Raw genomic sequence first — 26,076 nt, 5'->3', positions numbered from 1 at the left:
CAATCGAGGGGCTTCTTTATTTTCCACCAAACAACTTCTCAATGCCTTTTGTGGGATAGAACAGCGAATTGGCGTTATCACCCGTAAGAGGGGTAAAGCCTAACTGCTTATAAAACCGCATCGCATTCTCATTTTTGGCGTCAACAAACAAAGCGTAGATCCCAACGGCCAGGGAAGCCCGGTATACCACTTTCATCGCATGTGCCACCAGCGTTTCCCCATACCCTTGTCGCTGGATACTTTTGTCTATTGCCAGACGACCGAGCGTAACGCTTGGGGCGTCGGAATAGGGGACTTTACGCTGTTGAGTGTTGGAAGGAAGCGTGTTTCTTGCAAAGCAGCTCCCGGACAACGTGTAAAACCCCATCACTTTCGGTATCGGATCTCTCGTCAGAAGCAGATATCCGCGTAATATACGCCCGCTGTGTTGCTGGGCGAGGCGATTGTTAAGAAAATCATTGAGAGACGTTTCTCCGCAGTCGAAGCATGAGAAATCATATACAGCCTCTTCTGAAAACATCTCAATGGTCAGGTTGGCCACGTCTTACTCCATGCTTTGTAGACGCTCGGCAGCTCGTTTCAGCCTATCATTCGGTGCAGGCGGGTTACTGATGGCATCCATCACTATATTCCATGACTCTTCGCTAAGAATCAGGCGACGATGTTGCTCTATCACTTCCGCAGCACGTTCAGAGGCACTGGCAACCATAAACTGAGTAATTGTCTGGTTGGTCATTGCCGCAGCTTCTTCGATCATGCTCTTGTCGTCGTCGGTTAATCTGAGATCGATGCGCTGTTTTTTCAGTGCTGACATGCTTGTACTCCTAGCCCCACGCCTTGACTCGCGAGGCATCTCTATAGTCGATTTTTCAGTTTTCAGTTTTCAGTTTTCAGTTTTCAGTTTTTCGATTTTCAGTTTTTCGCATTTAGTTTTGTAGACGGATTACGCCACTCTTTGTACGGCATCTTTCCGTACAAGAACTATAAAGCCAATCGAATAAACTTTCAACTGATTGTTTGTCCTGTGAGCCAACACCCGTACTGCCTATCATTTCACCTTTACACCGTAGCCGTAGGCATTTAGGCTATATCGCATATAAGAAAACAAGTTGTTTCATACGACAATAATTCACGCAAAGGGAACTCACCAATGACCAAGATCATTGTGGTTGGCGGCACAAAAGGCGGCCCAGGCAAATCTACCGTTGCCCAGCAAATTGCGGTATGCCTCAAAGTTAAAAAGAAAAAGAAGGTTCATGTAACCGATATTGATATTCAGCGCACAACTACGAGCTGGTGTGAAGACCGTCGCCAGAACGAAGATCTTGAGCTAATCCCGTTCGCATACGTTCAGGACGACATCGTCAAACATCTTAAATCACTTCAGGGACGCACCGATTATGTAGTGGTGGATGCTGGTGGCTTTGACTCCGAAATTCAGCGTCTGGCGATGCTTATGGCTGACGTGATTATCATCCCGCTGCGCCCTAAGCGTCGTGATTTGAAATCCCTGCGTGATATCGACCCGATTATCGACAACGTTCGCAACGTGAACGAGACTGTGAAGATCCGCGCGGTAGTGAACCAGTGTCCGTCACTGCCTTCCCAGGCGTCACGTATTCTGGCAGCGAAGGAAATTGTCGAGACATTCGGCATCGAGGCTGCGCCGGTTAACCTGTACAACCGTAACGTTTATGACGACGCGGAAGAGGCAGGTCGTTCTATCTTTGAAATGACTGGCGCCGAACGCGATAAGAAGGCAGAAGCCGAGTTCGAAGAGTTTGTAGATTACATCATGAGTCTGGAGGAAGAATAATGTCCATGAGAATGGGAGACCTTGCAAAGCGCAAAGATCCGGAAGAACCGGTAAAAAGCAGCACCCCAATGCGCCAGCCAGTCAGACCGCAGGGGCGTCCGACTCGTGGGAAAGAGAAGATTAAGAGCCGCACAATGTCGCTGGAAGACGAGTACTTCGATCTGCTGGAGATGATGAAGTTCATCCCTCGTTTCGAGAAATTCACCCGTTCTGACGTGATTCGTGCAGCCATTTTCCATCTGGCAGAGAAGTCACCGCAGGAAATCGAAGACATCGTGAAACTGAACGAGGCGATTACAGCTGCCGACGTCACGATGCGTACCGATGAAATCAAACGCGAGCTGATGAAGAAGAGTTGAGAATAAGGCGCCGGTTGGCGCCTTTATTTTAAAGTGGTTTATTTATTGCCAGACGGTAATACGTAGTAGCGGATTGTAGTACCCTCCATTTCAACAATCTTGAATGCCAGGTTTTTATATTCGACTCTTGTTTTCGCATCGGAAAGAGGCACAGAAAACTCGGTCTTAGTCTCATCTAAGCCTGGGTAGCTTTCAGCATAAATGAATTTAAGGTCGTCGCCGCTTTTACCATTATAAGAAATAGACTGTACAATCTTTTTTACCACATGGCAGGGGGCATTCTGTGTGAATTTGATAGATATTTCGGTGGCGTCGAACGTCGTGGTGTTAGGGGGTGATATAGTGTTTTTGGCCTTGTCATACTTGACGCTATCAGTATGGCTCACTACTTGCCCTGCAATGGTCTTAAGGCCCACAGCATTTGGGTCTTCAAAGTTGCGATAGACTCCACCACCAACGTGGCAATAGTTGCCTGCTTTAATCTCAGACATCGAACCCGAAGCGTTACCAAGAGTGACCATGTCGGTTTTTAACGTGGACACAAGCGTGTTATAAACGGCAAGGTCGCCCATTTTCGCCTTTGACTCTACGTTAGATGCCGGCGATATTTCTTGGGTTAAGATCGGTTTTACAGTGGTATTTTGTTGTGGGTTACTTTGCTGTGCGCAACCGGCTAATAATAAAACCAAAAGTGCCGCTGACTTATTCGTCTTCATTCTTAATTCCCTTTCTACGTGATTGGTACATCGTTTATTTCTGGACGTTTCTTAAGTTGTTGACGCTATTTTGTGTCTGGGTAATCTACAATAATTTGTTACATTTAACAATGTTGCAACCGTCTGGCGTGCAGGTGCTTCGAAGCAGATCTTAAGGCTGCATACCATGAGACTAAAACCAGGTCTGGTGGGTACTTTTGAACCTGCTTCCGTATATATAAATACTAAGTTACTTATTATTATTTATACGGAAGCAGGTCTTTCTTTGCTGACTTCCCAGACACATTCCCTTCTGTTACCACTTCCAAAAACTGTCTCCAGTCGCTATGATTCGCCCATTATGATAAGTAAGTAACTACCTATCGGCGGGGCACATGAGCCAGATCTTCTTTAACACTATTAACAACGACCAGTACGACTTCATGACCGAGTGGGACACCACAGTCATGGACAAGTGGGTGGCCGAGAATATTGGGCTGTCACGCTGCAAGGATGAGGCGGAGCTGTTCGAGACAAAGTGGTTTGATTACCGCGACATGCACCCGCTTATGGCCACATGCCTCTTCACTGAGGCATACAAGCGCCAGTACTCATACATCATGCTGTCGCATGGCCGCGAACACTATGAGACGGCCCAATTCACTACCGGTTTGAAACGTGTGCCGTATCAGGAGCTGTCGACGGCCAACAAAACATCTCTCTGGAAAGCACGCCAGTTTGCCGACCAGTACTGCTGCTCTTATGACTACTTCATTTCCACCGTTCTTTCCGCAGCTGCACGCCGTCTGTGGGACAAATTACCTCGCCCCCAGCATCTCTGGCAGCCCGAGCTGATCGAGATATTCGAAGAGAAGTTAGCCAAACGCGCTGTAACCCGTCTGGATGACTCTCTGGTGAGTTTTAAGCATCTGGGAGACATGCAGCACGACCCGATTCAAGAACGCTATTTTGAGTGGGTTCTGGAGCGTCTGCGTGGCATTACCCGAGACAAACGCGTCCGTATCATCTTCTCCGCTGTCTGGTTGATGGAAATCGTGCCTGAGCGTGTGATTTACGCGCACTTCCCGGAAGAACTGGAAGAAGCACGGCGATTCTGTTGATCCCCTATTTGGCTTTTTTAGTATTAGAAAACAAATTGTTTAAGCACCAAAGGAAAGCACATGACCGAACTTTGCCACACAGGACGAGGGTTGTCTGAAGAGTTCGACGACGACTTCCAGAATCGACTCGCAGCCTACTTCTGTCGCGACCATGAGTTTCTGACTCGCGCGGGTGATCTGGTTGCGCCAAACCAGTTCTCCAATGCGGCCAACGCCATTCTGGTGAACATGGTGTCGGGCTACTACAGAATGTATAAGAGCGCACCGTCATCGTCGGCCATCCTCGACATGCTCAAACGCGCCAAACGCGATAAGACGATCCGCGAAGAGCTGTTCCCCGACGTCGTTGAGGCGTTTAAGCGGATTCTCGCTGAGAAGCTGTCAGACACGGCGTATATGGTCGACCAGGTCGCGACGTTTGCCAAAAGCGTAGCGTTCGACGACGCGCTGATTAAAGCGGCTGAGATGAAAGAGAAGGGCGATTTCCAGGGCGCGATGGCAATCATGGCCAAAGTCCAGCAAATCGGCTCTAACGAAGCGACCGGCATTTACGATTACTTCTCTGAATCAGCAGAGCGTTACAAGGCGCGTGAGTATGAGGCGTCCGACGATTACGTGCCAAACAGCATCACAACGGGTCTACCGCTGCTCGACAAGCTGCTTTACCAGAAAGGCTGGGCAAAGCGTGAAATGGTGCTGTTCATGGGCTTCGCGAAGTCTGGTAAATCGACGGCGATGGGTGAGTTCTCCATCAACGCCACGCTTGCCGGTTACAACGTCCTGTATCTGTCGCTGGAAGTTCACACCTCCATTCTGTCAGATCGCTTTGACGCACGTCTGTCTGAGACCGAAATGTCCAGGCTGGTGGAGCGCCGCGACGACGTCCATCGCAAACTGGCAGAGCTGGGCGCGACGAAAGGCGTGGGGAGCTTGTGGATTGTTGAACGACCGTCCGGAAGCATGTCGCCTGCAGATCTGGATCGTATGTTGGGCAGCATGAAAGCCAATGGCATGATCCCCGACATGGTCGTGGTCGACTACGCTGACCTGATGCGTGCCAGCTACGACCTCCGCGACGACCGCGCCAACATTCGCAGCATCTACACTGACCTGCGTGCGCTGTACGACAAACACAACGTTGCCGGCATCACTGCATCGCAGACTAACAGGGAAGGTGGTGCTTCAGAGGTGGCCACAATGATGCACGCAGCGGACAACATCGAGAAGGTGCGTATCGCTGACCTCGTTATCACGATCAACAAAACGGAAGAGGAAGAAGCGAAAGGCGAAGCGCGTCTGTACTTCGCTGGTTCACGTAACCAGAAAGGCGGCGTAAGCATCCGCGTTAAGCAGAACCTCGAACAAATGCGATTCATCGAACGCATTATGGACGTCCTCTAAAAAAAAGAAGGCGTGGAGAAACGCTCTCCACGCCGGTCTCCATAAGAGAACAAATTTTCTCTTTTGCCAAAGCCACAAAAGAAAAAACACATGAGCCTTTATGGTATTCAAATACCGAGGCTTATCAAGATATTACCTGCAAAAAGTAGGATTAAGAACGTGAGCGACTTGAAAGAATTACTGACCGAGCTGGATTTTGAGCAATGGCTCGATATGGAAGGAATCATCTACCGTCGTGGTGGCGTCAGTACGCGTGGACGAGAGGTCAACATCAAAGAGTGCCCGGTATGCGGCAGCTCGAACTGGAAGGTTTATTTCAATCTGACCAATGGCGTCGGCAAATGCTTTGCTGGTGATCATCCCGAAGAGATTCAGTTCAACAAGCTGGTCTTCCTCAAGCACTACAGCGGAAAATCCCGTCGTGATTTTGAAGAGTACGTCCAGAACGCGCTGATCTCACAAGGATGGGCGCCGAAGAAGGAAGAGATCGTGCTGGCCAGCAAGGTTGAACTCGAAGGGCCAGTAGCTCTCCCGCGACATTACGAACTCCCCATTGACGGTCGTATTCCTGATTATCTGGTGGAGCGCCATATCTCCCCGGATCTGGCCAAATATTTTGATCTGCGTTACTGCGTCGAAGGCAAGCACGCATACGTCGATCCGTACACAGACCAGGTCAAAGGGCAGGTGTTTGATATGCGCATCCTGATACCGGTTTACGATCTGGATGGCGTGATGAAGACCTTCCAGGGGCGTGACATTACCGGTGCAGCAGAACGCCGTTACCTCTTTCCGATGCAGCTGCCGGCGTCGGGTAAGTTTCTCTACAACGGCCACAATGCAGTCGGAAAACAAACGGTCGTTGTGTGTGAAGGGGCATTTGACGTAATGGGCGTGAAGCGAGCCATCTTCGACGAAGAGACGCTGCGGGATTATGTAGAGCCAATTGGCACGTTCGGGATGCACTTGTCCGGAAATATGAATGAGGACGCTGAAGATCAGTTAGGCGCGTTCCTGACGCTCAAGGCGCGTGGATTACGCAACGTCATCATGATGTGGGACAGCGAAAAGCAAGCGATCCGCAACACCATGTCGGCGGCCAAACGTCTCACCAGCATCGGACTAAATGTCAAAGTGGCCTGTCTGGGCGAGGAAGGTCTCGACCCTGGCGACGCGACGCCAGAGCAGATCCTCAAAGCCTATTATCGTGCCAAGCCGTACTCCAGACAGTTGGAGCTACAAAGCAAGGTACTCGGCATTAAAGCTCTTGTATAAATTGCACGCCGCTAATGATAAGTAGATACATACTTATTTTTCTGTAAGAATATGCGCGAAGAAGGAATTGAGGAACCTTTATGAAAGCAGATATTCAGAAGTCCGTTACCGAAATTATCGACAAATCAAGCGTAGAAATTGATACAGGAGAGCGCCAGAACATTATCGATGAGGCGATCCAAACTGCGCTGGAACACATCGCCACGTCTGTTAGTACCGCACCTCTTGCGGAAGGCTCGAAGTACATGCAGGTCTGGGTTCGTTTTGGAGAGTCCCCGGAGCTGCCTGGTGTTAAGCAGAAACGCGCGGCACTCGTCACGTTCACTCGCGAGATGAAAGATGCAACGATAGAAGTACGCGCCGGTGCATGGTACGACGGCCGCGTTGTCTACACCAATCAGGCGGTGTGCGATGAAGGTGAACGGTTTGAGGATATTGTCGACGCGACTCTTCGCGCGATCAAAGGCAGAGCCAGTGTAGATGATGACCCGTCCATCGCGGCGTTCCTGAGCATTGTCGAACTGCCTGAAGTTACCGAACGCGTTACAGATCTGACAACACCACCTGGTTTGCTGGAGTTGGTGGTCAGTGGTGATACCAAAAAAGCCGTTGAGCGCATTCGTGAGGTGGAATACGGCATCATCTGCGATATGTGCCGCAGCGACTTAGACCTGGTGCGCATCATTGTCGACGCGGGTCAAGCATGTGACGGTGTACTCGCCAGTTTTGCAGGGCAGGTGGCACGCCTGGCCAACGAGCTGCCGATGATTAAACAGGAGGCAAAATCCTACGCCGTCCACCATGCCAACGATTTATTGGAGCCATACCGGTTCGAAGCCGCTCAGGACAAAATGACTGGCTGGGCGACCTGGTAAGCCTCGATAAACCATTTAGCCCCTGGTGGGGCTTTTTTAAACTGCGCTCAATAAGTAAGTACACGACTATGGTTAGAAGCATCTCCACAAGAACAGATTTGTCGAAAATCCCGTCTATCTCCGGAAACAACGGTTATTCGCTGCGCTGCCCGGAAGTGAAGATCAACGGCCATGAGGCCCATTGCAGCTATACAGTCTGCCAGCACACCATCCTCGCCTACAAAGAGAAGCGTCTCCCGGCTACATCGTTCCAGTCCTGCGCTGCGGCCATTGCTGCTGGAAAATGCCAGGCGCTGAAGATGATGGTCGAAGAGATCCGCAAAGGCGAACAGCTCTACTTCATCGATATGACTGCGCTTATCAAAGAAGTGGAAGAGCAAAACGACCATGCCAGAACGCTCACCCGGAAGCGCAACACCATGACGATTAACAGTCTGGTTAAACGCACGAAGAAAACAGAACCAGCCAAACCCGAAACCACGTCCACCGATTCACTGGCGCCCGTCACTGATGTGTACGCGGCACTCATTGAAGAAGCAACCAAAGAAAACACATGAAAACTCCCGAGCGACCGATGGAGGTTAAACACTAATGGAAAAACTGATCGCCCTAAAGCACAAGCTGGATGCCATAAAAACGATGGGAACCAACGCCAAGAAAGAGGCACTGGCCAACCTTGATGAATTTGAGCAGAGCATGATCTCGCTAATGCTCAACCCATTCATTCGATTCGGTGTGAAGAAGTACAAAGTGGCCGAGCCACTCGATACTTCCGTACACAGCGACCAGAAGGTAGTCGAGCTGCTGGAGAAGCTGGCGGCGCGCGAACTGACCGGGAACGCGGCCGTTACTGCTGTCGAATCACTCGTTGCCTCAATGTGCGCTGACGGGCAGGACGTGTTTCGTCGCTTCCTGCTGAAAGATCCGAAAGCCGGTGTCGGTATCAGTCTGTGCAACAAGGTGTTCGAAAACCCAATTCCGAAGTTTGAGGTACAGCTGGCGTCTCCGTACAAGGAGAAAGGCGACAAATACCCATTTAAACCAAATCCAAAGGCCAAGTGGCCAATGATCGGCAGCCTCAAACTCGATGGTCTCCGGGTTATCTGCGAAGTCATCGTTGACGAGGAAGAGGTGAACTTCCTGACGCGTACCGGCAATCCGATTACGTCACTCGATCACCTTAAACCGGCCATGCTGGAGCGAGGCAGACTCTCCGGTTTCAAGCACATCTTTTTCGATGGTGAGGGTACTGCAGGTACGTTCAACCAGTCCGTGTCGGCGCTTCGCAAGAAGAACGTGACAGCCATTGGTGCCGTTTACCACATCTTCGATTTCTTCTTACCGGAGTGGCGTGCTCAGGCAAAAAGCAAAGAGTACCTGAAGACCGGCATGAAGCTGAAAGAGCGCCTGGCTATGCTGGTGGCGTTATTCCGCAACACTTGCGGGGAAGATTACGCGCAAGATATCCACCTGCATCCGTTCTACATCATCCATAGCCATGAAGACTTTATCGAACGCTTTATGAAGCGCCTGGACGAGAACGAAGAGGGGGAGATGGGCAAAGATCCGGATTCTGTTTACGAGTTCAAACGCACCCGCAGCTGGTGGAAGCTGAAAGACGAGGATTCCGAAGACGGTGAAATCATCGACTTCGAGCCAGGCGACCCGGACTCTGGCTTTGCGCATACGCTGGGCAAGATAGTGATTCGTCTGGAGAACGGCGTCATCGTTCGTGCCAGCGGTATTAAGCATAAGTACCTGGATGAGATCTGGAACAATCAGGAGAAGTATCGTGGACGCATCGTCGAGGTTCACTGCCATGAGAAAACGCCAGACGGTAGCTTACGCCACCCACGTCTGAAGTGGCCGAAATGCCTGCGAGATATCGAAGATCGTATTGGAGATAAAGACTGATGCTCGGCTGGATGATGGTATTTTTGGTCGTCGGCATTGTTATCGGCAGTCTGGTTATGTCCAGCTGCATCAACGATTACGTAAAAGCCGGTGTCATGCAGAGGCGCGGCCGCATTTACCGCATTGTAGATATCACGTACACACTGAAGGAGATTAAGGATGATCATGTTAAGTAAACGGGAGAAAGAAACTCTGCGTGAAATCAGCCAGTGGAAAGAGTTCTACGCCAACTGGAAGCCAAAGACCCGCGCCAAACTGGAACGTATGAATCTTGTCGCTAACGTTTCGCCAAAGGGATGTGTGGAGAATTATCAGCTCACTGAAAAAGGACACTCACTCTTGCAGCAATTGACTGAGGCGGGGGCGTTCTGATGATTCCATACATCCTATTATCTTTTGCTGGGGGCGTGGCCCTCGGCTTCAGTATCTGTCGCGACCTGGTCAGGCAGGAACTGAAAACCAAAACGCTTCGCATCGGTAAGCGTCTGTATCGGGTTGTTCACGAGACGGGAGTGCAGAAATGAGCAATTTGACCTCTTTCGACTGGTGGCTGGCAACCTACCTTGTGGCGGCCGGCGTCGGATATGCCTTTTACATTGGTCAGTTAATCGTAAAGCTACTGCTGATCAGATTTGCCAGCCATAAACGCATAGACGACGGTCTGTGGCGCCTGGGTTCTCTGCTGGAGACTCACTACGGCGAACTGAATGAGAACGAAACTATCACTATTCAAGCGAAGCGTTTTACGGCCATCATCACGAGAACGCCGGAACAGAAGGTGAGTTTGATCAAAAAGATAGCAACTGAACGAGTTACAGAAAAATAAGTATTTACTTACCTATCTTATATGTATAAGATTCACTTGTTTTCGTTGAGACGCGACTGTTTGAACGTTAAATATAACTGCAAACGAAGATACGTACCTGGCAGTAGCCTAAGAAGCCAAACACCAGCGAGGTCAGTTTCCAGCCTCGTCACCAAAATGGGACACACTGAGCGAGTGTGATTGCAGAACGCAGGATAGGGCATGTTGCACCACCCATGCCCTATTCGATGAAGTAACAGGATGGGCGGTTGGTTTTCCTCATTCCATTCCATCATCCCGGTTTCAGCCAGCTGACCGTCCATCCTGTTACGTCATTTCCATTACTTATGTCGTTTGATCTTGGGTTAAAAGCGGCGACGTAACCCGGCTGGCTTGGTTAGCCAGCGCACAACGTTGAGGTCACTGTTTTTATTTTAATCATACAGGTGATTCCACAGAGCTGTAGTGACTGATCAATATGTTGGGTCGAACATAAATCGGTTCAGTGGCCTCAACGTTGTGAAAGCAGGATTCTTTAACCCTCTGGTGAAATCATTGTTGCCTATGTAGCCCCTGGTTTCACAACATGGATGATTCCATACATCCAATAAGATCGAAGAATCTGGCGGCCGTCAACCGCCGAGAAGGATTCCAGATCTTCGCTCTATGTGAGCGAGCCATAAGCCTCGTCTGGCACTAACGTAAAGTGCAAGTTGCGGGAAAGTTCTTGGTTGCCTGGTTGTCCATGAACAAGTACCGCCGCGAAAATGATGGTGTAGCTCAGTGGTAGAGCGGTTGACTGTTAATCAACTGGTCGGTGGTTCGAGTCCACCCACCATCGCCAACATAGCGCTGAACGGTTTGGAGTTCGCCACCACCGTCCGAACGGAAAGACTCCGCAAAATGTCGCCAGACCGTTCAGCGCTGTGATAGACACGGCAGACGTTCTTAACCATTGCTTCTTAGCATCGTAGCAACACTTTTTTCAGCGCAAATAATTAAAGGGGCTTCGGCCCCTTTTGTAAGATTAGCAAAAAAGAACAATATTACTTGAAAAAAAAGACAAAGTTAGTCAATTTCATTTAATAACACCAATGTCATAATCGAGGACCTTGCTCCTCTGCTTAATTAAACCATTACCTGTTAAGTTTAATTTGAATAGCCAATTCTATCTTTTCTCTGAATTTTTTTGCATTTCCCTGTAAGTAAGGGTCCATTCGTTTGAATATCGATAGAAGCTTCCTACGATATGTTAAACTTGTAGAGTTAAATTCCCCCGTTGTTGTGTGTATCAATAATGCCTCACCTATATCATTAATCTGCCTTTCTTCGAGCCTGGTGTAACAGGTGACAACCATCTGTAATATGGATACTTTTGAGTACCCCTTCAATTTCAGGCTAGGAATAACATGCTCTAACATAGAGCCTAATACTTTCGTCGCTTCCTTAGGGATATACCTACTATCCTCCTTAGAATTATTAACTGTTTTTATATATGAACTTTGTTCTGCCCAATCTATAGCAATACCGAATAGGCGACATAGAAGATAGTGATATGGTGTTTGATGTTCTGCGATTGAGTCAATACTCTGAACTTTCATTTGATATAATATTTTTTCAGCAAAGTGTTTGAAATAATGCAGCCAAAGATGATCTTGCAATCTTTGATGAATACCTTGATGCACCATAATTTCGAACATTGTTATTCCAGAATTAATAGGACAACTAAATCTACTTTGCTCACGGTAAGAGCCAAGGGGCTTGTTTAGTATTTCTGATAACTTACTGTCTTCATCTAAACGCCAGCAAACAGATTCACCTATAGCTCTATATATGCCACTTTTACTTGCATACACTGAGTCGGCAAAGAAAAAGTGAAGCAAGCGGTTGGTTTCAGGTATCGCAAGACGTCCTCCAGTACATGTATTTTGGTTATTTTTAAGTTCTACATAAAGACGACTACCAGGTGAGTCAAGCAGCGAATTAATAAATCTATCAATGAAATCAGAACGAACGACCTCATCAGCACCAATAAGCCTCAAACAAAAATGAGGATATGCAAGTGAAAGATGCCTTGTAAGATCAGGAGAAGTTAGTATATTCAGCAAAACCTCTCGGGCTTTATCACTGGCTTCATAATTTGATGATAGCTTTTCACGCAAAGGACTTAGTAGGGAATATAGACCTTTCACCAAGACATTTCGTTCTTTGGGTTCTTCTCCATTCAATAACGCATTTCGATCGGAGCCGCCATATAGCTTATCAATCCATTGAACAATAAGGTTCGGTTTTCCATTAGCAAGGGATATTATTTCGTCTAACTGAGGCTCAACTAACAATACTAACTCATCATATTTTTTGGTAAGATGTAAACTCTCAATTAGCTCAAGAAATAGTGTTATTTTACCTCGATTTAATGTTGGCGATTTTAGCCGAATGAAAAGATATGAGGCAGCCAAGAGAAACAATAGATATACTGCACTCGAACTATCCAATCCCCATATCCACGGTCCGAAACTGTAATACAGTCCAACTTGTCTTAATGCAGGTGCAAAAACCAAATAATTAGCTAGTATAAAAATCAGCCCAATGATTAGTAGGTCCCACCGAGTCATACAAAAACGAAATCGCAGTCTGCTGGTAGGAGTAATTATTGCCCATACGGCAGCGATCACTCCAAGTATAGTGAGTAAATTAGTGGTATCTATTTTGGCTGGTATCGTCATAATAATTTCAGTATTCCTTTAGTAGACGCACTGGCAAGCTTAAACTGTATCACATGACCGCTTCATAGTAGTCATGATTGAAGCAAAGCGCCTATCCTATAATAACTAAAAAAACTTTATTTTCCCCCTTTAATACCGTAAAAAACTTTGTTGAAGTCATTCTGATAGGTAGGTACACACTTATCTTTTTTGTGTTTCTAATGTATAGTACTTTCAGTTACTCACTTGAAAGGACTCAATATGGGAAACAAACGTAAACAGACGCGTCGCGCAGTTCGTCAGGCTCTGAAGTCAAAACCACGCATCCACGGCTACGAAATTGACACAATCATTGTTGACGAACTGGCTGCCGCCCCTGCTCTGCCTCCGAAACCGAAGCGCGACAACTCTCCTCTCGAAGCGCGAAACGAGGCCCAGGCCCACTATCTCATCTCCCTCGATACCAAAACGCTAACGTTCGCCACAGGCGAAGCTGGCTGCGGCAAAACGTACCTGGCAGCTGCCGTCGCAGCGCAGCGTCTGCTGGATAAGGAAGTCGGGAAGATCATCGTGACGCGTCCGGTATTGCAAGCAGAAGAAGATCTGGGCTTCCTTCCGGGCGACATGAGCGAGAAGTTCGCTCCGTTCTTCCGGCCCGTCTATGACGTGCTACAGAAGCGTTTGGGTGGCTCGTTCCTTGAATATTGCTTAAAGCCAGAGGTGGCCAAAGTAGAAATTGCCCCCTTCGCTTACATGCGTGGGCGCACATTCGAGAACGCTGTAGTCATTCTGGATGAGGCGCAAAACGTTACAGCGTCACAAATGAAAATGTTCCTGACCCGTATGGGCGAGAACGTAACCGTCATTGTGAACGGAGATGTGACGCAATGCGACCTGCCAGGCAATGTTAAGTCTGGTCTGGAAGATGCACTGGAGCGTTTTAAACCTTCCTCCCATGTTGGCCTTATTGAGTTTGCGACCGAAGACTGCGTGCGTTCTGAGCTATGCAAAGTCGCACTGGAAGCCTATCAGTAAGGAAAGCCAATGACCAAAGAGTACCTGCCACACCAGAAACGTGTCATGGATGAACACGAAGAACTGTGTAGCCGCATAAAAGAACTGGAGGCATACATTGCCGGCGACGAGTTTGCTCGCCTGCTGTATGTCGACCGCATCATCCTCATTAAGCAGCTGGACACGATGAAGGCGTATGACCTGATTATTCGTGCCCGGATCGCTCAGTTTTAACGTAAGGAAACCAAAATGACCGATATGGATATCGAAAAAGAGATTGTGGCCAAAGGCAAAACGGCCGCGCGTGTTACCCCGGAACGCATTGAAGCTGTTATCTCAGGCGAGTTTTACTTTACCGGCGCGGACGGATATCGCAGCTCACCGTTGTGGCTGAAGCAGGAAGAGCCTGAACCGGCCCCGCTCGAACTGCTGACCTTCTGCGTTCTTGTGCTGGAGAACGGCTACACCGTAACCGGCGAGTCTGCGTGCGCCAGCCCGGAGAACTTTGATCCGGAGATCGGACGTAAAATTGCACGCCAGAACGCGATTGCCAAAATCTGGCCCCTGGAAGGCTATCTTCTCAAGCAGCAGCTGCACGAGGTGAAGTGATGAAGGTCGTTATCTACGGACGGGATAATTGCTCATACTGCAAACGTGCGGTCGAGCTGGCGAAGCAGCTGCACGGCCACGACTTTGGTGATTACGAATACATCGATATTGTGTCTGCCGGGATCGACAAAGAGAAGTTAAGCGACCTGGTTGGCAAGCCGGTGGAAACCATACCGCAGGTGTTCGTAAATGGTGAACCTATCGGCGGCTATACAGAATTTGCTGCTTTTGCGAGCACTCTGTAATACAATACGGCTCCTTTTGGGGCCGTTTATTATTTGTCGCTTTCATCAACACAGCGTACACTTAGTTACGAGCCATTGAGTAGTTAAGAGGTTTTATGCGTTTAGAAAATTGCCTGGAAGATATGAGTGTCATTAGCAATGCCCTTGCTACTGTGACCTCTAACGCTTCGCGCTTTTCAAATGCAAAGCCTAAAGCTAAATCTGGGCGTGTCTTTATTGAGCCGCTTGGATATCGACGCTTCCGTGGCACGGTGAAGCACTCTGCAAAATTCGCAGGATTCAAAGAACAAACCTATGTGAGAACCGCAGGTATCCCTGTTCAGGAGAACGGCGATGCCGCACAGCTGGCAGAGATCGAAAGCAAGCTCGCAGAATTGACGGCGAAACACGTTCGCCTGGCTAATGCCATCTCTGGATGGAAAGCGGAAAAGATTCGCAGCAGCTTCGGTGAAAGCCGTTACGAAGAACTGAAGAACGTTGACCTGACCATTCGTGGTTTGGAGGGATTCGTTAACAAGTTGATTCGTGACTCTGAGCAACCTCATCCATACTTGAAGCGCCTGAGCGATTCTGTAACTGAGTATCGTTTGGCTATCTCTGATCTGCTATTGATTTTAAATCAGTGTTTTAACGACGTAGACGTCATCGAATCGCAGACTGGCCTCATTGATGAGGACGTCTTCGCCAACTTCTCATTCCATTGAGGTTGAACGATGAAGGTCACATGGAACAGTGATAGTTACGCCCAATTTTTACAGCCGACCTTCGATATAAAGCCTGACTTAAAGATCACGTTACTCGACGATTTCACGTCGCTTAAACAAGGCATGTGCCCAGCCGTATTCGGCAAAGATGGCCCGTATACGGCTCCGGGTGCTATCGTGTCCTCCCGCGTTTATCACGTTCATCTCTTGTTCACGAAGCAAGAACGAACCAGCAGCCGCAACAGATTCAATTGCACAAGCGACCGCGCACTCGTTTACAGTCAACATGCACATTTCCAAGATGTGTATAGCCTATTGGCAATCTTCCCTAACAACGCACATCAGTATGCGAAAGATCCAAAAATTATGGCCGATATCGCTGCATACGCCGCTGCATTTCAAGCGCTCACTAATCCGTGACAATCACGCTAATAAAACCTCAGAATTTAAATTTCCGCCCTTTAATGATTCCATACCTAGTAAGTATGGAATCATTGTACAAAACAGGCTATTTTATGGTTGATCATACAGAAACTTATGCCTAATATACTGTTTATACATACAGTAAAAGGGCTTCACTCAGTGAGTGGACGATGAAAAACACCTTTGATAAAGCACGCGCAGCAGAAAACACCTCTCGGGAAGCCATCGAGTACCTCGAACGCGCTTCCGGTTTGTCGGCAATGTCGACCGCCAAATTCGACGGAGACATGTCGTTTTCTTCCGCCTTCATGTTATTCACTCGCTTATCTTTACTGATAACGAGGCGGCGACCTGAAATAGCTGTTCATTGTGTTTTGATACATGTAATGCCGCATATCTCTGAAGTAAAGGTAAGTGATATAAGTAGGGTCTTGGTTAACCAGCTGGTGAACCCGCTGATACTGGAAGGCAAGATCGTCCAGGGCAGACGTGTGTTCTCCCTGATGAAACAGTTCCTGAGCTGGTGCGCCTTTCAGGGGCTGATTGATACATCACCGTTGAATGATATGTCGCTCAACAGAGTTGCCGGTGGCGCAAAGCCAGTACCGCGCGAACGTAAGCTGACCGACGCCGAGGTCTGGGTATTCTGGAACGTCTGGGATTACTTCAATGTGTGCGAAGGCACAAAGTGGGCGGCCAGGCTCTGTCTTGTCGCTGCCAGACGCCCCGATGAAGTGCTCCGAGCCAGAAAGGATGAGTTCAACCTTCAACGTGATGTATGGAATCAAGGTACGCGTAACAAATCGGCCAGACAGCACGCGCTGCCGTTAAGCCCATTAATGCGCAAATGCGTGGAAGAGTTGTTTGAGTACGGGAAAGACAGCCAGTGGCTCGTTCCTTCGAATAAGAAGAAGGGCGTGGATACGCCAATGTCTAAGGTGGCCATTGCCCAGGCACTGAGAAGGATACTGGAACGACCTGAGTTGATGGAGGTTGAGTCATTCACCCCACGCGATCTGAGACGTACAGCGCGTAGTTATTTCCCTGCTCTAGGGATTAACCAGGAGGTGGCTCGTAAGATTATGAACCACAGTCTTGAAGGGATAGATCGCGTCTATGATCGCCACGATTATATGGATGAGATGCGAGACGCCTTGAACAACTTCTCAGCGTACATCGCATCTATCGTTAATCAAACAGACTTAGACGAGATAGACCACAAATTCAAGGGAGATCGTCTAGCCACCGAGCTTATTCGTGTAAATTTCTCACAGTGACTTGATGGCCTCGACCACCTTTTCTGATGCGCCCTGCTGACCGTTAAAACGGTTACGGAACGCTTCTAGAACAAGTTTTTCATCAGCGGAGAGAGGCGCAGTTCCCTCTTCGCGAAAAAATTCGAGCAACTCAGGGTGGCGTTCTTCCAGAACCATCAGCATCAGTCGAACCGGGTCTGCATCTAGCGCTTTAGCTAAAGCTCGAACTTTATCTACCGGCAGCGGGATTTTGCCGCTTTTAATGAGGGAGAGATTGTTGGCGTTCTTGTACCCAACCTCTTTGGCAATGGTGGCCTGACTTTTAGGCGAGATTGTGATTAACGAGTCAATATAAGCTGCGTAGCGACCTTGTTTGATCTCTGTTTCGTTGGTAGCCATGTAGTAAACCTTGCGTGTTTTGTTTATCTCTGGTAAGTGCTTACTGATATTACAGCAAAGGCCAGGGTTGTAAAGACTTATCTATTTAATTTCGATAGGTACTAATCCCCTGGGACACCGCTATTATACTATGTTTTTTAGGCAATTTGTCACTATTAGCTTACAGGCAAAAGTAATACGTATCTGATATAGACTCATTCCATATTGATACAATAGGTAGTAGTATTGACAAACTTTCAAATGTGTTCAGTTGGATGATATGAAATGAAAAATATAACTTCTAAATTGACCGCCCTTGAGGTTGGACACGCGTATGCGATTGGACTGGATGGCGTGGCGACGATCCTGACGGAATTGGAATCCGAAGAGCTTCCCGTGGAGATGGTTGATACGACGGTTTTCACTTTTGAGCTAAAAAATAAACATTTCACTCTCATCAATACTGGTTGCGGCTCTCTTGCCGTGAGAACCATTTAAAACACATTCCTGCCGATAGAAGCCTGTACGAACAGCTTAGTCGCCTGTTCGTACAGTGATAAATTACGCACATCAGAAAACAAATTGTTTTAATAACAAGGAAATTCTCATGTCCAAAGCCATGACCAGATCTGTGCTGAAAGAGGTACAGGACTTCCGCGACTGCGTAAAACGAGTTGTAGCGATGCTTTCAGGTAAACAGATACCTGTTGCAGAGCGAGGCAATGAAGCATATGTCCGCTACAACCGGCGCGGCGAACCAGTGCTGGTAAATATCCCATCTATACCTGACGACGCATCGCCAACCCTCATGAACGCAGTGCGTGGTTTTCTCGACCATGAGGTAGCCCATATCCTCTTTACTGATCCGAAAGTCGCAATGAAGATGCGCGAGAAAGGAAAGGCTCCGTCTACCGGGCTTTGGAACGCGCTGGAAGACGTTTTTATTGAACGCAGAATGGGACAGGTATTCAACGGAACTCGTCGCAATTTGCTGGCCACACATAACCTGGTGATCGACAAATACTTCAAGGGCAAAGTGTCAGAGGCGGTTTCAATCTGCCACGGCAACCAGCGTGAATTGTTCCTGAAATTCTTCCTTTGCCCGGTCGTCCGCGCCTGGGATGGCCAAAGCCCTTTCATCGACTTTATGGAAGAACACTGGCACCTCATCGATAAGCCTGTAGCCTTGCTCAAAGAGCATGGGATCGACGTGGCCGTTCGCAATATGTCGAACACAGAAGACTGTGTGAAGGTCGCAGCTGCTATCGCCCAAATCATGCAGGATATGAAAGACAAGCCAGAGGGCAAATTACCAGAACTGAAATCGTCTGCTAGGAAGCCGTCGAAGAGTGAGGACGAGTCAGAGGAAACCCCAGAAGCCGGTGATGAACCGACTCATAGTGAATCAGCGCCAAAGCGTACCAAAGGCGAAGACGACGACAAGGAAGAGCAAGAAGATGATGCCTCAGAAGAGGAAGAGTCTGGGGATTCTGATTTGCCTGAATCAGTAGATAAGGACTCACCTACAGAAGATAAAGAAATTAGTGATACAGAAAGTAAATATACAGAAGCAGGCGAAGAGGAATCAGGAGACACCCCAGAATCCGATGATGCCGGCATGGAATCAGGTGATTCTGATGACGAAGGTGGTAGTGATGACACTGGTTCTCCAACGCCTGGTGATGGCATTCGCGATGACGCCGATGACTCCGATGGTTATGGCTCTGGCGCCGCTGGCGATGGCGATGGTGATAGTGATGACGGCGAAGACTCTGATGCTGGTCACGGGGAGTCCGAAGGAGAAGGCGAAGAGGAAGATGACGCCGCCGATCACACAGACGGCGAAGGTAAAGAAAATGAGGATGCCGCGGAAGCGCCTGAAGACAGTGAATCAGGCTTTGTTCCTGCTCCGGATGAAATGACTCTGGAGGACGCACTCAAGGCGCTCGACGAGATGGAAGACGGAACAGGCGAAATGACCGAAGACGCACTGTCGGCCACCATCAGCAAAGAGCTTATGAGCACCTCACTTTCTGAGTATCGCCCATACGATCGTTCATACGACTTTATCGGGTTGATTGATGAGGCTGAAGAGCATGTAAAGCGCACCAGAAAGACGTTCGGCGCAATCCCAATGCACTCACCGGTCGATCGCTACCGCATGGTTCCGGAAGGCAGAAAGCTCTTTGAACTGAAAATCGAAAAACATCTGTCAGCAGGCGTTTCTTCGACTCTGGCCAAAGACCTGGAGCGAGCTATCGCCAGCCGCAACCGAGTTCAGTTGATCCCAGGCCAGAGACGTGGGCGGATACATGGCGCGAACCTGTATCGTCTGGCAATGAACGACGACCGCGTGTTCCGCAAGAAAGAAGACCACAGAGCGGTGAACGCGTGCGTCCAGCAGGTGATCGACTTGTCCGGCTCAATGGGCGGCAGGAAGATTCAGCTGGCACTCGCAAGCGCCTACACCATTGCGGATGCTCTGGATCGTATCAATGTGCCTAACATCATCACCGGCTTTACCACGTTTGGTAGCCCAGATTATGAAACCATGTCGAAGCGCGGGTTTACTCGCTTCGAGGCGCTAATGCTGCCCATTATCAAAAACTGGAATGAGAAAGCTAACTCTCCAGAGATCCGCGCCCGCATGGGCTGCGTGTGTGAGACGTTCCCCCTGCTCAATAACGTCGATGGTGAGAGCGTCGCGCAGCTGGCGACTCTGTTTGCGGGGCGAATGGAGGACAAGAAGATCATGCTGGTTATGAGCGACGGGGCGCCATGTGCTGCAGGCGATGGGTTCCATCAGCATTTGCGAACCGTCACCAAAGAAATTGAGACGTTGAGTGACATCGATTTGATGGCTATCGGCGTTCTGACCGACGCACCACGGCGTTACTACAAAAATTACGCATTGGTAAACAGCGTAGAAGAGTTAGGGCCGTCAGTCGTCACTGAGCTATCTCGTATCATTCTTGGGTAATATCTTTACCCGTAAAAATAAGTAATCACTTACTATACAGCCTAATATATTTATATAAGATATACCCCACGAACGACAAACAGTAAGGAAAAACACATGACCGCTACTGCACTACAGCAAGAAGAACATTTGCCGGAAGCCATCGTCTGCAAGTGGTGTGGCAAATCCTTTCATTACCTGAAATCCCATATCTCTATGGGCCGTTGCGAGAACATCCCTGAGTCCGCGAAGGGTCTGGACGTGGACGAAGTGGTGAAAATGTACACCTCTGCGTTTCCGGATGAACCAACGATCTCTCGCACGGCACTGGCCAAACTCAATGAGAAGCGTGCCGAAAAGCATTCAGGCGAAGGAAAAGTAGCGGAGATTAGCGCACATCCGGGCTACGCAGGAACGGTCGAATACAAGACTGAACTGGTGGCCGCGCACGAGCTGCTTGGCGTAACGATCAAAGAGCTGAGAACGCCACGCGGAAAACCACTACAGGTGACAGTCAACGTCAACACGCCATATCCGGAGTTCGTACCGGAAGCGAAGAAGAACTATGTGTATGGCGACTTCGACCTGATTAAAGACATCTTCATGATGCTGGAAATCGGAATCCCAGGCTATCTCTGGGGTCATGCAGGAACCGGTAAATCTTCTCTTCCTACGCAGCTATGCGCCCTGCTGAATCGACCACTGATCCGCGCCCAGCATACGGCGTCTATGGAAGAAGCGCACGTTACAGGCCAGATCCTCGCTCGCGATGGCTCCACCTATTTCGAGCCTGGTTTGCTGGCACTGGCTATGAAAAATGGCTGGGTGTACCTCGCTGATGAATATGACTTCGCGTTCCCGCAGATTCTGGGTGTGTACCAGCCAGTTCTTGAAGGAGAGCCGCTGATCATCAAAGAGGCAACTCCGGACTGGCGCCGTATCACTCCGCATAAACGCTTTGCCTTCATTGGCACTGGCAACACTAACGGCTCTGGCGACGAAACGGGTCTCTATCAAGGTACGAACATCCAGAACGCGGCGAACTTCTCGCGCTTCGGCATTGTTTCGAACGTGAAGTACATGAGCACTAAGGCTGAAGTCAACATGCTGGCTGAGGCTGGTGTCATCCGCGAATACGCCGAGAAGATGGTGAAATTCGCGAATCTTGTCCGTGAAGGTTATGAACAGCATCTGATCAGCCAGCCAATCGGCCCTCGCGAGCTGCTGCTGTCCGCAAAAATCGGAATGATGCGCGGTGATTTCTCTGCCGGCATCGAAAAGTCGTTTATCAATAAACTTCCATCCACGTCTGCACAGGCAGCGCGTGAAGTGGTTCAGAAGATCTTCGGTTAATCGTGCGTAAAGGATGTTTCGGCTCTCTTATCGCAGCGTCTGAAACTGGCCGGGCTTGTCTGGCGTGTCCGGATAGGCCCGAGTGCCACCAGTCAGCCAAAGAGGTTGCGATTTCGATGTATGGGAAGTTCGTTGGCTTCCCCAATGACAAAATCAAGAAAACCAGAAAGGTAAAAACACATGAAGGCTCTGATGGTCAGAACTGACTTCTCCCTGGGAGAGTCGGCTCTAAAAGCAGAAAACGCGGTGAAAATCGCGAGAGAAGCTGGCTACACCGCTGTCATTTCCGCTGACAGCATGAACATTGCCAGTGTGATCCCCCTGCAGCGTGCCGCTGGCGACGACATGGCGGTTATTTGTGGTGTTAAGCTGAATGTGGTCGACGATCCGACATACGAGCACCGCGCCCGCCTGGCGAAAGAGTCAGGGGGATGTATGGAATCATTGGTGCGTGATCGCAGCTACTGCTTCACTGCACTGATAAAGAATGAGCAAGGTTATCGCGACGTGTGCGAACTGATGACCTTAGCGAACAAGCGCGAGCAATTCTACTTTGTCCCGCGTCTGGCACTTGACCAGCTGGCGGCCGCATATGCCAAAGGCAACATCATCCTGCTGACGTCCGACATTGGCAGTGTATTCCAACGCCGGGACTTCGCAAAGATTATCGGGACGCTGGTGACAGCTGGAGGACGCGATAACTTCTACAGCGTGGTTTATCCGCACCCTACCCCATTCTACGACCAGATTAACGTCCGGGCGATGAAAGTGGCGAGCGCACTGAAAATAGAGCCAGTGGCGTTCTATCCCGCTTATTACGAAGCTGTCGACGACGCTGATATTAAAGACATTGCGCACATGGTTACGAACAACATCAAAATCGACCAGCCGCATCGTCTGCGTATTCCCCACCAGCGAGATAACGCCGTTAATGGTCGCCGCCATCTCCTTGAAGCGCTGAAAGTCTTCTCCGTTCGCATGGATGTGCCGGTAACAGCTGCAATGGCCTCAACAACGCAGGACACCATTATTGAAGCCTGCACATGGCGCTGGCATGAATTGCCACCAGCACTGCCCAAGATGGCAGACGACGAGCCTGCAACGCTGATGAAGCTGGCTGTCGCGGGGCTGCGCAAGCGTCTTACTACCAAAGAGTTTGGCTACACACCACCGGCTTCTGAGCACCGTGTGTATGTTGATCGCCTGAAGTACGAAATGGACACACTGACCCGCCTTGGCTTCTGTGGTTACTTCCTGATGGTGCGCGACCTGATGAATCACAGCCGTGAAACTGGCATTCCTGTCGGGCCAGGTCGTGGTTCCTCTGCCGGTTCTCTGGTGGCGTGGTGCATAGGCATAACCAACGTCGATCCTATCCGTCACGGTCTTCTGTTTGAGCGTTTCATCAACCCTGAACGTCTCGACTTACCGGATGCGGATTTGGACTTCAGCCAGGCACGTCGTCATGAGGTGATCGAGTATCTGAATGAACGCTATGGCGAAGATTACGTTGCCGGTATTCCGAACTTCACCTATCTGGGCGCTGCTTCGGCGCTGCGTGACACTGCTCGTATTTACGGTGTCGACGCTGCGGATATGGCGGTATCCAAAGAGTTCAAGAATCTGGAAGACGATAGCCTGTCGCTGGAAGAGCTGCGCGAGCAACTGGCCAGCCTGGACAAATACGCCACGAAAAACCCGGAAGCGTTCAAAGCGGCGTGTAAGCTGCAAAGCCTGATGCGTGGTTTTGGCCGTCACGCAGCGGGGATGATCGTCGCTGGCGTTCCACTGGTAGAGCGCACGCCCGTCGAGCTGCGTGGCAACGCTCGCTGTATTGCATTCGATAAACGTTACTGCGAGGCGATGGGGCTGATTAAGTTGGACGTTCTCGGTCTGGCAACGCTCGATCTGCTGGATAGCGCGAAACGCTACATCAAAGAGAGCACCGGGGATGACATCAATCTCGATGCGATCCCACTGGACGATCGCAAGGTTCTGGATGGGTTCGCTGCAGGGTACACGCAGGGCGTATTCCAGCTGGAGTCCGGCCCCATGCGCAAGCTGCTTAAAGATCTGGGCGGCGGCATTGAACCAATGAGCTTTAAAACCGTTGTCGCCACGACCGCACTCTTCCGACCTGGCCCGATTCAATCCGGCATGTTGGACGACTATGTCTCCGTGGCCAAAGGCTTCATGGCTCCACAGTCGCTGCACCCGGTACTGGACGAACTTACCGCGGAAACCAACGGCGTGATTCTGTATCAGGAACAGACGATGAACGCGACACGATTGCTGGCCGGCTTCACGATGGCCGAAGCAGATGGTGTGCGTAAAGCGATCGGTAAAAAGGATATGGAAAAGATGAAGAGCATGGGCGAGAAGTTCGTCGTTCAGGCTCAAGGTGGTTGGATCGATGTTGAGATGGAAGACGGCACCACGCAGCGTATTCACCGCGCGGAACACTTCAAATGTGAGGACGGCGCACTGCGGACGGTCGAAGAAGCGCTGGAGGCAGGTGTGAAATTGCCTATGGCTGCTGTACGAGTTACAGGGTCACAACCGGGCTTGTCTGAGACGAAAGCTAAGGAGATCTGGGATGCCTTCGAGAAGAACGGTGCGTATCAGTTCAACAAATCACACTCCGTTGCCTACTCGCTGATCAGCTATCAATCTATGTGGTTAAAGACACATTACCCTGCTGAGTTCTTCGCTGCTGCGCTCACCATTCTGGGCGAGGATAAGCACCAGGGGCTGGTTAAGGATGCGCTGACCTATGGCATTCGAGTATTGCCACCAGACGTTAACGTGTCATCTAACCGAATTGAGATCCGCACGCTGGAAGACGGCAGCCAGGTTCTGTATGCGCCATTCTCTGCTGTGAAAGGCTGCTCTGAGAATGGTTGCCAGGCCATCATGAGAGCGCGAGAGAAAGTTGGCGGCAAATTCGAGTCACTTGAGCAATTTGAGGAAGCGGTCGAGAAGCGTGCATGTAACAGCCGGGTACGCGAATCACTGCAAAAAGTAGGTGCGTTCGCATCGATTGAGCCTGGCAGTCTGCCAGCGACAGATCCGGAACGACTGCGCGACCAGGCAGAGTTGATGGGCAATCTGGTGATCGACGCTGTAAAAGCCTCTCGACCGTTCGAGATGAACCCTAAGCGCTCTGCCGAGGTGAATGTACTGATGACTCGCATGGCGGCCGAAATGGGTCTGGGAGACGACCTGATCCGCCCAAGCATTGGCATTAAGCCGAAAATCATGGTCATTCTGGACAACGCGAACGGCAATGATGGGCGTACCGGCTACTTCATGGAGAACGGCTACGACGACTTTAAGGCGAAGTTGCTTACTGCAGGCGATCTGCGCATGGGCGATCTCTACGTCACAGGCGTGTGCAAAAAGGTGAAGGACAAAGAGAAGGACTACACCAAAGACGAGATCGGCCAGTTCACCGACTTTATGCGTGAAGAGATCAATCTGGTGCGTCCGACCTATGTGCTGACGTGTGGCAGCCGGGCGACGTCACTCTTCAACAACAAGAGCAAACCATCCGACCTGGTTGGACGCAAAGAGTATCTGCCAGAGCTGGATGTGACCGTTTTCTACGGATTTAACCCGAACATTTTGTACTTTCGCCCAGAGGAAGGCGAAAAGCTGGAAGCAATTCTGGCAGAGGTAGCGGAGACTATTAGCAAATGAATAAAGAGAACACCATGAACGAGGCACAGAAGATTGCACAAGCGCTGGCGGCTATCCCAGCGGATTTTCAGGATAAAGCAGTTGCGGCCACCATGCGGTCGCAGTTCTGGGAAATCATCGACTGCCCGGTCACGTTAGATCTGGCGCTGGCGTTCGCCGGGCTGGATGGTGCCGATAAAGTCAGTCGTTTGCGTAAATGTGCCAGAGCGCTGGCGCTCAAAACGCAAGATCCGAAGGCGTGCCAGTATCTGCTGGAGATCTACGAATCGGATAACCCAGAGGAACATCTGGAGGCGTTCAAATTGTTCCGCAATCGGTTGGTACTGAAGGTGGCCAAAGAGTTTATGGAAGTGAACAAGATTGGCGATGTGAGACAGTACAGACTGAAGCGCCAGACCAGAGTCACGCTATCGAGAATTTTTGGTAAGAAAGTCGCATAATAGAGAAGCCCGCCGAACGGCGGGTTATAT

At 49.7% G+C, this 26,076-nt stretch carries 29 protein-coding genes and 1 tRNA gene; 25 read left to right on the top strand and 5 right to left on the bottom strand.

Annotated elements, in window-relative coordinates:
- Window positions 1-16 precede the first annotated feature (16 nt).
- Window positions 17-541, bottom strand: coding sequence for a GNAT family N-acetyltransferase (locus IB222_RS25250; RefSeq protein WP_006812498.1), 525 nt, complete (start codon window positions 539-541; stop codon window positions 17-19).
- Window positions 542-544: 3 nt separating this feature from the next.
- A complete protein-coding gene (locus IB222_RS25245; protein ID WP_006812497.1) occupies window positions 545-814 on the bottom strand; it encodes a DUF1778 domain-containing protein in 270 nt (89 codons plus the stop codon).
- 336 nt (window positions 815-1,150) lie between these two features.
- Between IB222_RS25245 and IB222_RS25240 the strand changes: the two genes are divergently transcribed.
- Together IB222_RS25240 and IB222_RS25235 are read left to right on the top strand one after the other, a co-directional pair.
- The gene (locus IB222_RS25240; protein ID WP_149384940.1) at window positions 1,151-1,816 is read left to right on the top strand and encodes an AAA family ATPase; all 666 of its coding nucleotides are present in this window, start codon (window positions 1,151-1,153) and stop codon (window positions 1,814-1,816) included.
- Between the two features lie 5 nt (window positions 1,817-1,821).
- On the top strand, window positions 1,822-2,175 hold the full coding sequence (locus tag IB222_RS25235) for a hypothetical protein (RefSeq protein WP_162933659.1): 354 nt from the start codon (window positions 1,822-1,824) through the stop codon (window positions 2,173-2,175).
- 38 nt (window positions 2,176-2,213) lie between these two features.
- On the opposite strand, the gene IB222_RS25230 is transcribed toward IB222_RS25235, so the two are convergent.
- Entirely contained in the window at window positions 2,214-2,891 is a 678-nt protein-coding gene (locus IB222_RS25230) for a hypothetical protein (protein WP_081365267.1), read from the bottom strand.
- Between the two features lie 374 nt (window positions 2,892-3,265).
- Between IB222_RS25230 and IB222_RS25225 the strand changes: the two genes are divergently transcribed.
- From IB222_RS25225 to IB222_RS25175, 11 genes are all read left to right on the top strand, one after another.
- Window positions 3,266-3,991, top strand: a complete 726-nt coding sequence (locus IB222_RS25225; protein WP_006812583.1) for a hypothetical protein — start codon at window positions 3,266-3,268, stop codon at window positions 3,989-3,991.
- Window positions 3,992-4,051: 60 nt separating this feature from the next.
- Window positions 4,052-5,392: a DnaB-like helicase C-terminal domain-containing protein gene (locus tag IB222_RS25220; protein WP_149384939.1), complete on the top strand. Its 1,341-nt coding sequence runs from the start codon at window positions 4,052-4,054 to the stop codon at window positions 5,390-5,392.
- Between the two features lie 159 nt (window positions 5,393-5,551).
- On the top strand, window positions 5,552-6,667 hold the full coding sequence (locus IB222_RS25215) for a DNA primase (RefSeq protein ID WP_188055401.1): 1,116 nt from the start codon (window positions 5,552-5,554) through the stop codon (window positions 6,665-6,667).
- Window positions 6,668-6,747: 80 nt separating this feature from the next.
- Window positions 6,748-7,542, top strand: a complete 795-nt coding sequence (locus tag IB222_RS25210) for a hypothetical protein (protein WP_004110185.1) — start codon at window positions 6,748-6,750, stop codon at window positions 7,540-7,542.
- An 80-nt stretch (window positions 7,543-7,622) separates the two neighbouring features.
- A complete protein-coding gene (locus IB222_RS25205) occupies window positions 7,623-8,099 on the top strand; it encodes a hypothetical protein (protein ID WP_072105575.1) in 477 nt (158 codons plus the stop codon).
- 34 nt (window positions 8,100-8,133) lie between these two features.
- Complete coding sequence (locus tag IB222_RS25200; RefSeq protein WP_149384937.1) at window positions 8,134-9,456, top strand: DNA ligase; 1,323 nt, start codon at window positions 8,134-8,136, stop codon at window positions 9,454-9,456.
- Complete coding sequence (locus IB222_RS25195) at window positions 9,456-9,632, top strand: hypothetical protein (protein WP_149384936.1); 177 nt, start codon at window positions 9,456-9,458, stop codon at window positions 9,630-9,632. Before IB222_RS25200 ends, IB222_RS25195 begins: the two co-directional genes overlap by 1 nt.
- Window positions 9,616-9,828 (top strand): hypothetical protein, encoded by a 213-nt coding sequence (locus tag IB222_RS25190; RefSeq protein WP_004110177.1) that lies wholly within the window; start codon window positions 9,616-9,618, stop codon window positions 9,826-9,828. The genes IB222_RS25195 and IB222_RS25190 overlap by 17 nt, the downstream gene beginning before the upstream one ends.
- Window positions 9,828-9,980 carry a hypothetical protein gene (locus tag IB222_RS25185; protein ID WP_000613550.1) on the top strand — a complete coding sequence of 51 codons (153 nt, stop codon included), beginning with the start codon at window positions 9,828-9,830 and terminating at the stop codon, window positions 9,978-9,980. Before IB222_RS25190 ends, IB222_RS25185 begins: the two co-directional genes overlap by 1 nt.
- Window positions 9,977-10,282: a C-type natriuretic protein gene (locus tag IB222_RS25180; RefSeq protein ID WP_149384935.1), complete on the top strand. Its 306-nt coding sequence runs from the start codon at window positions 9,977-9,979 to the stop codon at window positions 10,280-10,282. The genes IB222_RS25185 and IB222_RS25180 overlap by 4 nt, the downstream gene beginning before the upstream one ends.
- Window positions 10,283-11,030: 748 nt before the next feature.
- Window positions 11,031-11,105 (top strand) — tRNA-Asn (locus IB222_RS25175).
- 292 nt (window positions 11,106-11,397) lie between these two features.
- Here the strand turns inward: IB222_RS25175 and IB222_RS25170 are convergent.
- On the bottom strand, window positions 11,398-12,987 hold the full coding sequence (locus tag IB222_RS25170) for a hypothetical protein (protein WP_059306398.1): 1,590 nt from the start codon (window positions 12,985-12,987) through the stop codon (window positions 11,398-11,400).
- Window positions 12,988-13,227: 240 nt separating this feature from the next.
- Between IB222_RS25170 and phoH the strand changes: the two genes are divergently transcribed.
- The 7 genes from phoH to IB222_RS25135 all read left to right on the top strand — a co-directional run bounded on the left by phoH (window position 13,228) and on the right by IB222_RS25135 (window position 17,238).
- Window positions 13,228-14,001: a phosphate starvation-inducible protein PhoH gene (gene phoH, locus IB222_RS25165; protein WP_149384934.1), complete on the top strand. Its 774-nt coding sequence runs from the start codon at window positions 13,228-13,230 to the stop codon at window positions 13,999-14,001.
- A gap of 9 nt (window positions 14,002-14,010) precedes the next feature.
- Window positions 14,011-14,214, top strand: coding sequence for a hypothetical protein (locus tag IB222_RS25160; protein ID WP_149384933.1), 204 nt, complete (start codon window positions 14,011-14,013; stop codon window positions 14,212-14,214).
- 15 nt (window positions 14,215-14,229) lie between these two features.
- Complete coding sequence (locus IB222_RS25155; RefSeq protein WP_130715032.1) at window positions 14,230-14,589, top strand: Gp49 family protein; 360 nt, start codon at window positions 14,230-14,232, stop codon at window positions 14,587-14,589.
- Window positions 14,589-14,834: a GrxA family glutaredoxin gene (locus IB222_RS25150; RefSeq protein ID WP_130715031.1), complete on the top strand. Its 246-nt coding sequence runs from the start codon at window positions 14,589-14,591 to the stop codon at window positions 14,832-14,834. Before IB222_RS25155 ends, IB222_RS25150 begins: the two co-directional genes overlap by 1 nt.
- Window positions 14,835-14,929: 95 nt before the next feature.
- The gene (locus IB222_RS25145) at window positions 14,930-15,538 is read left to right on the top strand and encodes a hypothetical protein (protein WP_165501434.1); all 609 of its coding nucleotides are present in this window, start codon (window positions 14,930-14,932) and stop codon (window positions 15,536-15,538) included.
- A gap of 9 nt (window positions 15,539-15,547) precedes the next feature.
- Window positions 15,548-15,958 (top strand): type II toxin-antitoxin system YafO family toxin, encoded by a 411-nt coding sequence (locus IB222_RS25140; protein WP_042863510.1) that lies wholly within the window; start codon window positions 15,548-15,550, stop codon window positions 15,956-15,958.
- A 173-nt stretch (window positions 15,959-16,131) separates the two neighbouring features.
- Complete coding sequence (locus IB222_RS25135; RefSeq protein WP_149384932.1) at window positions 16,132-17,238, top strand: site-specific integrase; 1,107 nt, start codon at window positions 16,132-16,134, stop codon at window positions 17,236-17,238.
- On the opposite strand, the gene IB222_RS25130 is transcribed toward IB222_RS25135, so the two are convergent.
- A complete protein-coding gene (locus tag IB222_RS25130) occupies window positions 17,230-17,616 on the bottom strand; it encodes a transcriptional regulator (RefSeq protein ID WP_000224608.1) in 387 nt (128 codons plus the stop codon). The genes IB222_RS25135 and IB222_RS25130 overlap by 9 nt on opposite strands.
- 264 nt (window positions 17,617-17,880) lie before the next feature.
- Between IB222_RS25130 and IB222_RS25125 the strand changes: the two genes are divergently transcribed.
- The 5 genes from IB222_RS25125 (at window position 17,881) to IB222_RS25105 (ending at window position 26,046) form a co-directional block, all read left to right on the top strand.
- Window positions 17,881-18,093, top strand: a complete 213-nt coding sequence (locus IB222_RS25125) for a hypothetical protein (RefSeq protein WP_004110118.1) — start codon at window positions 17,881-17,883, stop codon at window positions 18,091-18,093.
- 109 nt (window positions 18,094-18,202) lie between these two features.
- Window positions 18,203-20,575 (top strand): porphyrin biosynthesis protein, encoded by a 2,373-nt coding sequence (locus IB222_RS25120; protein WP_149384931.1) that lies wholly within the window; start codon window positions 18,203-18,205, stop codon window positions 20,573-20,575.
- Between the two features lie 96 nt (window positions 20,576-20,671).
- On the top strand, window positions 20,672-21,907 hold the full coding sequence (locus IB222_RS25115) for an AAA family ATPase (RefSeq protein WP_149384930.1): 1,236 nt from the start codon (window positions 20,672-20,674) through the stop codon (window positions 21,905-21,907).
- Window positions 21,908-22,087: 180 nt separating this feature from the next.
- On the top strand, window positions 22,088-25,606 hold the full coding sequence (gene dnaE, locus IB222_RS25110; protein WP_149384929.1) for a DNA polymerase III subunit alpha: 3,519 nt from the start codon (window positions 22,088-22,090) through the stop codon (window positions 25,604-25,606).
- Window positions 25,603-26,046 (top strand): hypothetical protein, encoded by a 444-nt coding sequence (locus IB222_RS25105; protein ID WP_149384928.1) that lies wholly within the window; start codon window positions 25,603-25,605, stop codon window positions 26,044-26,046. Before dnaE ends, IB222_RS25105 begins: the two co-directional genes overlap by 4 nt.
- Window positions 26,047-26,076: the final 30 nt, after the last annotated feature.

Origin of the sequence: Citrobacter sp. C13 (assembly GCF_014596815.2) — a bacterium.
Taxonomy (GTDB): Bacteria; Pseudomonadota; Gammaproteobacteria; order Enterobacterales; family Enterobacteriaceae; genus Citrobacter; species Citrobacter portucalensis.
This window is presented reverse-complemented; position numbering and strand designations above follow the sequence as displayed.

Excerpts from the sequence above, each read along its gene's own strand:
- IB222_RS25195 (WP_149384936.1), top strand. The coding sequence starts at position 9,456 with ATGCTCGGCTGGATGATGGTATTTTTGGTCGTCGGCATTGTTATCGGC.
- IB222_RS25245 (WP_006812497.1), bottom strand. The coding sequence starts at position 814 with ATGTCAGCACTGAAAAAACAGCGCATCGATCTCAGATTAACCGACGAC.
- IB222_RS25120 (WP_149384931.1), top strand. The coding sequence starts at position 18,203 with ATGTCCAAAGCCATGACCAGATCTGTGCTGAAAGAGGTACAGGACTTC.
- IB222_RS25235 (WP_162933659.1), top strand. The coding sequence starts at position 1,822 with ATGAGAATGGGAGACCTTGCAAAGCGCAAAGATCCGGAAGAACCGGTA.
- IB222_RS25105 (WP_149384928.1), top strand. The coding sequence starts at position 25,603 with ATGAATAAAGAGAACACCATGAACGAGGCACAGAAGATTGCACAAGCG.
- IB222_RS25210 (WP_004110185.1), top strand. The coding sequence starts at position 6,748 with ATGAAAGCAGATATTCAGAAGTCCGTTACCGAAATTATCGACAAATCA.
- phoH (WP_149384934.1), top strand. The coding sequence starts at position 13,228 with ATGGGAAACAAACGTAAACAGACGCGTCGCGCAGTTCGTCAGGCTCTG.
- IB222_RS25140 (WP_042863510.1), top strand. The coding sequence starts at position 15,548 with ATGAAGGTCACATGGAACAGTGATAGTTACGCCCAATTTTTACAGCCG.
- IB222_RS25155 (WP_130715032.1), top strand. The coding sequence starts at position 14,230 with ATGACCGATATGGATATCGAAAAAGAGATTGTGGCCAAAGGCAAAACG.
- IB222_RS25230 (WP_081365267.1), bottom strand. The coding sequence starts at position 2,891 with ATGAAGACGAATAAGTCAGCGGCACTTTTGGTTTTATTATTAGCCGGT.
- IB222_RS25145 (WP_165501434.1), top strand. The coding sequence starts at position 14,930 with ATGCGTTTAGAAAATTGCCTGGAAGATATGAGTGTCATTAGCAATGCC.
- IB222_RS25125 (WP_004110118.1), top strand. The coding sequence starts at position 17,881 with ATGAAAAATATAACTTCTAAATTGACCGCCCTTGAGGTTGGACACGCG.
- IB222_RS25190 (WP_004110177.1), top strand. The coding sequence starts at position 9,616 with ATGATCATGTTAAGTAAACGGGAGAAAGAAACTCTGCGTGAAATCAGC.
- dnaE (WP_149384929.1), top strand. The coding sequence starts at position 22,088 with ATGAAGGCTCTGATGGTCAGAACTGACTTCTCCCTGGGAGAGTCGGCT.
- IB222_RS25135 (WP_149384932.1), top strand. The coding sequence starts at position 16,132 with ATGAAAAACACCTTTGATAAAGCACGCGCAGCAGAAAACACCTCTCGG.
- IB222_RS25180 (WP_149384935.1), top strand. The coding sequence starts at position 9,977 with ATGAGCAATTTGACCTCTTTCGACTGGTGGCTGGCAACCTACCTTGTG.
- IB222_RS25185 (WP_000613550.1), top strand. The coding sequence starts at position 9,828 with ATGATTCCATACATCCTATTATCTTTTGCTGGGGGCGTGGCCCTCGGC.
- IB222_RS25225 (WP_006812583.1), top strand. The coding sequence starts at position 3,266 with ATGAGCCAGATCTTCTTTAACACTATTAACAACGACCAGTACGACTTC.
- IB222_RS25220 (WP_149384939.1), top strand. The coding sequence starts at position 4,052 with ATGACCGAACTTTGCCACACAGGACGAGGGTTGTCTGAAGAGTTCGAC.
- IB222_RS25150 (WP_130715031.1), top strand. The coding sequence starts at position 14,589 with ATGAAGGTCGTTATCTACGGACGGGATAATTGCTCATACTGCAAACGT.
- IB222_RS25240 (WP_149384940.1), top strand. The coding sequence starts at position 1,151 with ATGACCAAGATCATTGTGGTTGGCGGCACAAAAGGCGGCCCAGGCAAA.
- IB222_RS25160 (WP_149384933.1), top strand. The coding sequence starts at position 14,011 with ATGACCAAAGAGTACCTGCCACACCAGAAACGTGTCATGGATGAACAC.
- IB222_RS25200 (WP_149384937.1), top strand. The coding sequence starts at position 8,134 with ATGGAAAAACTGATCGCCCTAAAGCACAAGCTGGATGCCATAAAAACG.
- IB222_RS25115 (WP_149384930.1), top strand. The coding sequence starts at position 20,672 with ATGACCGCTACTGCACTACAGCAAGAAGAACATTTGCCGGAAGCCATC.
- IB222_RS25170 (WP_059306398.1), bottom strand. The coding sequence starts at position 12,987 with ATGACGATACCAGCCAAAATAGATACCACTAATTTACTCACTATACTT.
- IB222_RS25130 (WP_000224608.1), bottom strand. The coding sequence starts at position 17,616 with ATGGCTACCAACGAAACAGAGATCAAACAAGGTCGCTACGCAGCTTAT.